At 26.6% G+C, this 9,053-nt stretch carries 9 protein-coding genes; 1 reads left to right on the top strand and 8 read right to left on the bottom strand.

Going from position 1 to position 9,053, the window contains the following annotated elements:
* Nucleotides 1–102 precede the first annotated feature (102 nt).
* Together KYD98_RS15025 and KYD98_RS15020 are read right to left on the bottom strand one after the other, a co-directional pair.
* Nucleotides 103–768, bottom strand: coding sequence for a hypothetical protein (locus KYD98_RS15025; RefSeq protein WP_219780868.1), 666 nt, complete (start codon nucleotides 766–768; stop codon nucleotides 103–105).
* A gap of 52 nt (nucleotides 769–820) precedes the next feature.
* Nucleotides 821–1,699: a YegS/Rv2252/BmrU family lipid kinase gene (locus KYD98_RS15020; RefSeq protein WP_219780867.1), complete on the bottom strand. Its 879-nt coding sequence runs from the start codon at nucleotides 1,697–1,699 to the stop codon at nucleotides 821–823.
* Between the two features lie 383 nt (nucleotides 1,700–2,082).
* Here KYD98_RS15020 and pssA point away from each other — a divergent pair, with 383 nt between their 5' ends.
* Complete coding sequence (gene pssA / locus KYD98_RS15015; protein WP_219780866.1) at nucleotides 2,083–2,604, top strand: CDP-diacylglycerol--serine O-phosphatidyltransferase; 522 nt, start codon at nucleotides 2,083–2,085, stop codon at nucleotides 2,602–2,604.
* A 37-nt stretch (nucleotides 2,605–2,641) separates the two neighbouring features.
* Here the strand turns inward: pssA and KYD98_RS15010 are convergent, their stop codons facing one another.
* From KYD98_RS15010 to KYD98_RS14985, 6 genes are all read right to left on the bottom strand, one after another.
* Nucleotides 2,642–2,992, bottom strand: a complete 351-nt coding sequence (locus KYD98_RS15010; protein WP_219780865.1) for a hypothetical protein — start codon at nucleotides 2,990–2,992, stop codon at nucleotides 2,642–2,644.
* A 119-nt stretch (nucleotides 2,993–3,111) separates the two neighbouring features.
* Entirely contained in the window at nucleotides 3,112–3,438 is a 327-nt protein-coding gene (locus KYD98_RS15005; protein ID WP_219780864.1) for a hypothetical protein, read from the bottom strand.
* A gap of 17 nt (nucleotides 3,439–3,455) precedes the next feature.
* On the bottom strand, nucleotides 3,456–3,998 hold the full coding sequence (locus KYD98_RS15000) for a rubrerythrin family protein (RefSeq protein WP_219780863.1): 543 nt from the start codon (nucleotides 3,996–3,998) through the stop codon (nucleotides 3,456–3,458).
* A gap of 330 nt (nucleotides 3,999–4,328) precedes the next feature.
* Nucleotides 4,329–5,699 carry a SpoVR family protein gene (locus KYD98_RS14995; RefSeq protein ID WP_219780862.1) on the bottom strand — a complete coding sequence of 457 codons (1,371 nt, stop codon included), beginning with the start codon at nucleotides 5,697–5,699 and terminating at the stop codon, nucleotides 4,329–4,331.
* Nucleotides 5,700–5,701: 2 nt separating this feature from the next.
* Complete coding sequence (gene yhbH / locus KYD98_RS14990; protein ID WP_219780861.1) at nucleotides 5,702–6,880, bottom strand: sporulation protein YhbH; 1,179 nt, start codon at nucleotides 6,878–6,880, stop codon at nucleotides 5,702–5,704.
* Nucleotides 6,881–6,888: 8 nt separating this feature from the next.
* Nucleotides 6,889–8,811 (bottom strand): PrkA family serine protein kinase, encoded by a 1,923-nt coding sequence (locus KYD98_RS14985; protein WP_219780860.1) that lies wholly within the window; start codon nucleotides 8,809–8,811, stop codon nucleotides 6,889–6,891.
* Nucleotides 8,812–9,053: the final 242 nt, after the last annotated feature.

Below are 9,053 nucleotides of genomic sequence, written 5' to 3'. Positions count from 1 at the left end.
CATAAAAAAATCCCACCTCCATAGATAGATGAATTTATTTATTTCATCTGTCTACTTAAGTGGGATTGTATCATTTTTCACATAGTCCCTTTTACTTACTTCTTATATATTACCTTTGTTATCTCTTATTCTTCTGAAGTTATTTAGAACCGAATTCATAATTGTAACAAATATTAAATCCCCTATTACTGGATAAGGAAATAATTTTATTCCACCTAAAATTATTACACTTTCTAACATAACTGCTACAATTGCTATAATAATTAATCTTATTCCTTTTTTATTCGCGAATTTTTTGTCTAATAAAATAACATTAATAACTAGAAATATCCCTAATATTATAAGTGTAAATAAATATAATAATTCTTCTCTATTAATTTTTATTATAAATCCATATAAATTGCTAACATTTAACGTCGCTTTAGATATATATATTATACCAAGATAAATGAAGCTTAAAAAAATTCCTATAGTATAACTCCAATTAAATTTTAATTGTTCAGCCCTTAAATAAATATATGTTATTGCCAAAACCATAAGTGGAATTGTTAAATTGTTTAAAAATATTATAGGCTTTAAACAATATATAAAATTATTATTTTTTAACACACATAATAAAAATAATCCTATATGTCTTAACAAAAATAACAATATCACTATTGCAGAATAAATTTTTATTTTTTTAGGTGAAAATAATAAATTTTTTTTAAATATTAAAAATGATAAACAAATTATAAATAACAAAATTAAATAATATGCAAAGTTCACAAATTACACTCCTAGCTTAAATTTATGTTACTTATATTTATTATTAATTTTATTAATTTATTCCTAAAACTTTAATACCACTTTTAATACATCTTATTCTTAAAGGAAATTCAGGTCCTCTTTCCCCATCAATATCTGTAACTATATCTTCATCACATTGCACATATAGATCATCTGTTTTAAAATATACAACTTTATTAGAGTCTAAATGCTCTCCTTTTAAAAGCTTAATAAATAGAGGTAATAATTCTATAATTGGTACTGCTTTAAAAATTATTACATCTAGTTTACCATCAGATATATCAGCTTGTGTTGCTAATCTAAAATTTCCTGCCGTCTCACCATTAAATACTAAAAGTAAGTACATTTCTCCATTATATTTGCACTCTCTAGATTCTATATTTACTTTTATTTTTCTAAAATTAGGTAATTCTTCTAATCCTTTTAAATAATATGCTAACTTACCTATAGTATTTTTTAAATTTACATCTGTTTTTTGCGATACATCTGTAAACAATCCTGTACTGGCAACATTTATAAAATATTTGTCATTTATTTCACCTAAATCAACATCTACTGGTTTAGAATTTAATATTTTATTACATGCCTCTGTTACATCATTAGGCATATTTATAAATTTTCCAAAATCATTTGCTGTTCCAACTGGCAAGATAGCTATTGGCAAATCTATCTTTTTTTTCTTCATAGCATTTACTACTGAATCTACAGTTCCATCTCCACCTGCTATTAAGATATACTCATAAGTATTATCAATATCCTCTAGTGCTTGTGACAAATCTTTGCCTTTTTGTATTCTATACGGAATAATTTGTAATCCCGCTTCTTCATGAAGTTTTATAACATTATCTAATTCATTTACTATAATATTTTCTCCTGAGTAGGGATTGTATATGAATCGTACTTTCTTCATCAATATAATTACCTCCAAGAAAATTTGCTATACAGCTGATTATAACATTTTCCAGTTTTGATGTCGATAAATATGTTATATTTTTGAAATTATTCATTAGATACCTTAAAATAAATAACAAATCAAAAATTCAATAAATATTTTTCATCAAACAATAGAATGCATTTTCCTTATAACATCTCTATTATTTGAATTTGACTACATAGTATAATAGAAAATAGAGTGGTAATTTAACTTGTTATTTTTTTGATTTCACCTTAATAAACCCGCCTGTAATTCTTTTCTACAGAAATTCTTAAGATAATACACCCCTTATATTTTTTCTATATCTATGTTATAATTAGTTCTCGTAAAGAAGTTTTAATAATTTTAGGAGTGATTTTATGAGGAAAAGTTGTATTCCTAACATATTTACCTTTATAAATCTATCTTGTGGAGTTATTTCAATACTATCTGTTATTGATAATAACTTTGCTTTAGCAGGTATTTTTATATTAATTGCTGGTTTAGTAGATAGATATGATGGAAGAGTTGCACGATTTCTAAATGTCTCTAGCGAATTAGGAAAGGAATTAGATTCATTAGCTGATTTAGTTTCTTTTGGAGTAGCTCCGTCTATACTAATATATATATTGTTTGAGTTTGCAATATTAGGACCGAAAGGTTTATTAGGTTTAGCCTTACTAGTGGCATTTCCTATTTGTGGTGCATTTAGATTGGCTAGATATAACACATCTGATTTTGATGGTATGTTTACAGGTGTTCCAATAACTATTGCTGGATGTTTTATGGCATTTTTTGCGCTACTTAATTTAAAGGCACAAACACCTATTTATATCGCAATTATTCTTATGGTAGCATTTTCATATTTAATGGTAAGTAATTTTAGATTAAAGAAATTTTAGATTAAAAAGGATTAGTTTTTAGCTAATCCTTTTTTCTTTATTCATCATCATCTCTTTTTGATTGTTGAAAACCCAATTCATTATCAATTTCTGTGAAAATCTTATCTTTTTCTGATTTTACGGTGAGATAATCATCTTTTATTTTACAATATTTCATATATCCATTTCCACATTTTTCTAAGGATGATATTACTTTATCAATTAAATCCCCTAAATTATCAATTCGATCTAATGCTTTTTTAACATCACCTTTCTTTGCTATATTAATATTATATAATTCTGCTGCTCCCCCAATTAAAAGTCTATACGAATCTACATAACTTTTTAATAATCCACTTAATCTAACTATATCCTCGCTCTGCTCTTTTACTAAACTTTTATAATCCATAATATTAATTCCTATAAATTGTTTTCTATAACTAATTATATTATAAGAATTTTATATTAATGAATCTTTCAATATATTAATTATATAAAAATATACATAATTTACCTGGTTAATACTTTTTAATTCTCACTTTGACTATTCGCATAATCTTCATCTACTTCAGACCATATACTTTTAATTTCAACATCTTTTAATCCCTCTTCAATTGAATCAGATTTCATATTTATTTTTTTATCATTTTTATTACAAGATTTTGACACCTCTTCTTCCATGATACAGCTTTCTCTATACATTTTTTTTAGTTCCATATCAAAATTGTCTTTTTCACTTTTTGTAAGTTCGATATCAAGAGTGTTTCTTTTTAAATTAGAAATCTCATTACTTTCTATAACATCATCAGCTGAAACAATTGGAACCAAAAATTCATCTGGAAATTTACAATACATTAATTCTACCTCCTATCTTAGTCTTTTTTATCACATAATAATTGTTTAAAATACGCTCTTGGATATTTACATAATGGACATATAATAGGGGCTTCATTTCCTTCATGAATATATCCGCAATTTAAGCATTGCCAATAACAAACATCATTGCATTTAAACATATTTCCCGACTTAATTTTTTCTGCTAACATTAAAAATCTTTCTTTATGATGTTCTTCTACTTCTCTTAGTTCTTTATAAAAATCGGCTATTTCTTTAAATCCTTCTTCACGAGCTATTTCTTCAAATTCCTTATAAATATTATCACTTTCGTTTTCTTCACCTAGAGCAGCACTCATCAAATTATCTTCCGTATTTTTTATATTGTTTAAATATCTTTTAAATACTTCTCTTGCATGAGCATATTCATTAAGAGCAGTCTCATCAAAAATATCTCCTACCCATCTAAAGCCTTCCTGTCTAGCTTTTTCTGCATATAAATTATAAGTATTTCGTGCTCTAGACTCACCTGCAAATGTTTTATACAAGTTTCTTTCAGTTTTGCTTCCTTTCAGTTTCATATTTTCTCTCCTAAAATATTTGTTAGATGATTATTAATCTATAATTGTATTAATAATCATCTATCCTATATTAAAATATTCCTATTTTATTTTTTTGTTACAAAATATTATGTAACTCTTCTCTTTATACTTATCTGTTATTGAAGTAAACTAAAAAACATAGCTAATTTTAAACATTCAAAATAAACTCATTAAATTTATATGTCTTAAGACATATAAAGAAAAATAACAAGCCCAAATGCCTTAACTATTTTTCATTAAGCAAATCTACAGATGCAGTATAATGGAAAATAATCTTAGCAGATGAACTTGTTATTTTTTGATTATTTCTTAAGAAATATTAACCTCTTTATTAACATTACAAGTTAATATTAACTCTTTTTTATCTTTTCCTTGTGTTATTAATTGAACTTTTCTTCCCCATAACTCTTGTACATATTTTAATGTTTCTTTGGCATAAGACAATTCTAATTCTCTTCCATCAAAAACATGTTCTAATGTTAATGTATAATCTTTAAGATTCATATCACTAACTCTAATATATGGAATTCCACCCATACCACACGAGTCACTCAAGCTATCTCTAATTTTCTTCCATCCTTCTTCGTCTGCTATTTCTTCAATAACAATATCAAAAGTCCTTTTGTTATATTCAAATAGATTTAATTCCTCACATAAATCTCTAGTAAGATATTTTCTTAAAAACGAACTATCTCGTTCAATTTCTCTTATTTCAAAAATCTTTTCTTTACCATATTTTTTTTCAACATCTTCAAATATTTTAAAACCAACATAATAAGGATTTAATCCTCCGACTAAAGGTGCTATTACATCATTATGACGTTTAAGAAACTCAAAATGTAATCCTTCTGGTAATCCAAGCTGTTTCAAAATATTATAATGAGAATAGCTTGCCCATCCTTCGTTCATTATCTTAGTTTCAATTTGAGGAATAAAGTATTCAGCTTCTCTTTTAACTATTCTTAAAACTGTTTTTTCCCAGTCTTTTAGATTTCCATATCTTATTATAAAATCAACAACATCATCTTCAGGCTCTATTGGTACCTTTTCTAAATTTGGAAAAGGAATTTCTTCATTATAGTTTAAAATTCCCCTATTATTAATTTTATTTTCATAATCCTTAATAATATTTTCTTTTAATTCTTTATCAGATAATTTTTTTGTACCAATAACTCTTCCTATTTGATATCTTATAGAATGGGCTGCATCTAATATCCTTTCAACTTTTTCATATCCTATACTTGGATCATTTATATAACTTCTTATTATATCTGCATCTAATTTAAACATCTCAATAGTATTCTTAGCATTAGTACCCTGCGTAAATAGCCTATTATTTTTAAAAAAATCATTGTGACCATATACATGAGCCATAGTTAATATCTGAAGTAATAATGTGTTTTCTTTCATCAAATATGCTAAACATGGATCTGAATTAATTACCATTTCATAAGGAAGCCCTGTAAGATTTAAGGAATAGAGCATTTTATTTTTTTCATAAGATTTACCATAACTCCAGTGAGGATATTTAGATGGCATTCCAACATAAGCTTCATAACCTATCATCTCATTGAAATTTACAAATTCAAATTCTTGATCATAAAAATCTAATCCATATTCTATAGCCTTCTTTTCTATCTTTTCATTCCACTTCTCAATGTCCCTTAAGCTATAACTCATGACTATTCCTCCTTTAATTCCTTTCTAAGCATAACCTTTAGTGCTTCCCATAAATCTTTTTTCTCTTTTATTATTACCGATACAAAATTTTCTTCATTAATTTCTTTATTAAATTTATGATACATAGTTTGAGTATACGTTGATGGAAGAAGTTCTGCATATCCAAACATGTTACTTACTTTACATATATCTTTAACTGATTCTATAGCTTTTATATTATCCTCCGACCAATTATCTCCATCACTTGCATATACAGGATATATATTCCATTCTGAAGGGTGATATTTCTCATCTATTAAGTTTAAAGCCTCTGTAATACCACTTGATATATACGTACCACCCGATTCAGACTTATGGAAAAATTCATATTCATCAACTCTTTTTGCAACAGTTGTATGATATACAAATTCAAACGCTATATTATTATATTTTCTTTTTAAAAATCTAGATAGTACAAAGAAAAATGATCTAGCTAAATATTTTTTAGTTGAATCCATAGAACCTGAAGCATCCATGATAAATATCATAACAGCATTACTAACTTTCTTAGGTTGAAGCTTAACTTTATAATACCTAAGATCATCTTCCCTAAATGGAAATCTTTCATCTTTAACTTCTTGACCATCTTCTCTTAATGCTCTCTTTTTACTTTGTTTTCTTGCTATTTTACACATTACAGTTCTTTTCTTTGCAAGTCTTGGTTTTATACCATGTCTTTGGTAGCCCTTCTTTTTACCACAACTGTCAGTAATTATTTCTGAATATTTTTTTTCATCTAAATTAGGTAAATTTAATTCATCTGATATATACTCCATAAGTTCATCAAGTGTAATTTCAGTTTCATATATATCATCACCTTCACTATTTCCAGCACCTTTATTTCCTTTTCCACTGCCATTCTTTCCTCCTCCACTATCGAGCTTATCACCTCTCCTTTCTTCACCTGTGCCAGTCGCTACCCCTTTAGAATTTTTTCCATAAACAAATTGATATTCTTTAATACTTTTTATTGGTATTTTAAATTTTTTATTTTTACTTTGACCAATTATACTTTCTTCTGATAAGATATCACCTAAATTTTCTTTTATTGATTTCTCAACTAATTGTCTATGCCTTCTTTTATCCTCTATCGCTCTGTCGTGATCTACTTGAGCATCAGTTCCATTTCTAAATACTGCCATAGGTCATTTTAATCCTTCCATAAATTATTAGCAGCATATTTTAAAATCACATCACAGCAATGAAGACAATATCCATTTCTTTTCATTTCTTCCACCATAGAATTATATTTTTCAGCTTGCTCTTCATCTCTAACTTTAGATTTTGTTATAATTCTAGATAAATCTTTAACTGATGCTATAAGTTTCTTTTCTATAGCTTCTTTTAATGGTTCATATGAAGTATAATCAATTTTTCCTCCATTTCTAACTATATAGAACATATATGAAGTTACATCACTTCTAAAACCTTTAGCTGAAGCATCATAAACACCTATTTGTTCTTCAATACTTCTCATAAATTCTTCATCTGGATTAAGTTCTTCTCCTGTAGAAGAATCTTTAATCTTATTCTTATTAACATAAGCTTCTGCATTATCTATATAATTATTAAATAAAGTTTCAGCTTGTTCTCTAAATGATACAATAAATGCTTTTGTAATTTCTTTTTCTAAAATCTTATTGTATTCCTTTCTTATAGTATCTTGTATAAATCCTAGATACCTCTTCTTTTCATCAGCTACTATATCTAATTCTTTAACCGATTTTATTAAACTTTCCATTATACTTAAAGGATTTATACAATCATATTCCGAATCAGCAAGTGCATTATCTATTGCTTTAACAATAAATCTTGTACTTATTCCTTTCATTCCTTCATATTGTCCTGCTTCTTCTCTAAGTTCTAATATATCAATTCTCTTAGTACTTCCTTTTTCAACTATTTCTTCACCATTATAGATTTTTAATTTAGTAATTGGATCAGCCTTTGTTGATGGAGTTAATCTTGATAATATTGCAAACATTGCAGCAGTCTCAATTGTATGGGGTGATATATGTGCCTTAAAATTGCTCTTATTTAAAATCTTTTTGTATATTTTCACTTCTTCATCTAATTCTAAACAATAAGGAACTTCAACCTTAACTATTCTATCTAATATGGCTTCGTTTGTGTGATCTGATTTAAACTTATTCCATTCTGCTTCATTTGAATGAGCTAATATAACTCCATCAAAATAAATCATCGCACCTTTACCTGGTGAAGGTACTGATTTTTCTTGAGTTGCAGTAATTATTGTATGAAGATACTCAACATCATTTTTAAATACTTCAATAAATTCAACTATACCCCTATTTCCAACATTAAAAGCACCATTTAAAGAGAATATTCTTGGATCATCTTCAGAATATAAATCCATTTTAGAAATATCAATAGAACCATTTAAAATTGAAGTATCTTGATTATTAGGATCAACTGGTGGCACTACACCTATTCCTTTTCTAGATCTTATTGAAAAATCAGTTGTTGTAACTGGGAAGTCTTCATATTTTCCATTGTATTCATGTGTTAACCTATACTTACATATAGGACATAAGTCTCCTTCTATTTGTATTCCTAATAATTCTTCAAACTTTGGTCTTAGATGTTTAGGAATAAGATGAAGAGGTTCCTCATGCATTGGACATCCTTTTAATGCATAAATAGGATCACATTCTTCAAATGCTCTTTTTATACTTTCAACAATTGATGATTTACCAGCTCCAACTGGGCCAACAAGATATAAAACTTGCCTTTCTTCTTCTCCTTTCATTGCTGCTGATTTAAAGTAATTACATAACTTCATAATTACCTTGTCAATACCATAAAACTCATCTTTGAAAAATCCATATCTCCTTATTACGTCATTTCCATATATCTTTCTTATTCTGGGATTTTCATCTCCTTTTAATTCTTCTATTCCTTTTTTCTTTATCATGTCATATACTCTTTTATGTGATAATTTTGCTACATCAGGATTTTTCTTAACTATTTCTAAATACTCCAAAAAAGTTCCTTCAAACTTTTTCTTATTATAACTTTCTCTATCTGTTTCTATAAATTTTCTAAAGTCCATAAATCCCGCCCTCCTTTTTATTAAAATATATTCAACTCAAAGGGAACAGTATGACAAATTTTTATAAAATAATCATTATAGCTAATAAAAATAAAAAGAAAATCCATTATTATAATGCTTGTAGTACTCATTACAATAATGGATTTTCTTATACCTCTCACTTTTAATAATAACTATAAAGGTATAGCAATGAATTATAAACATTGCTATACCTCCATTTTAAATTAATTTCTTTTATTTTA

The organism is Clostridium weizhouense (assembly GCF_019431045.1).
Taxonomy (GTDB): domain Bacteria; phylum Bacillota; class Clostridia; order Clostridiales; family Clostridiaceae; genus Clostridium; species Clostridium weizhouense.
Note: the sequence above shows the minus strand (reverse complement) of the source record. Positions and strands in the feature narration are given on the sequence as shown.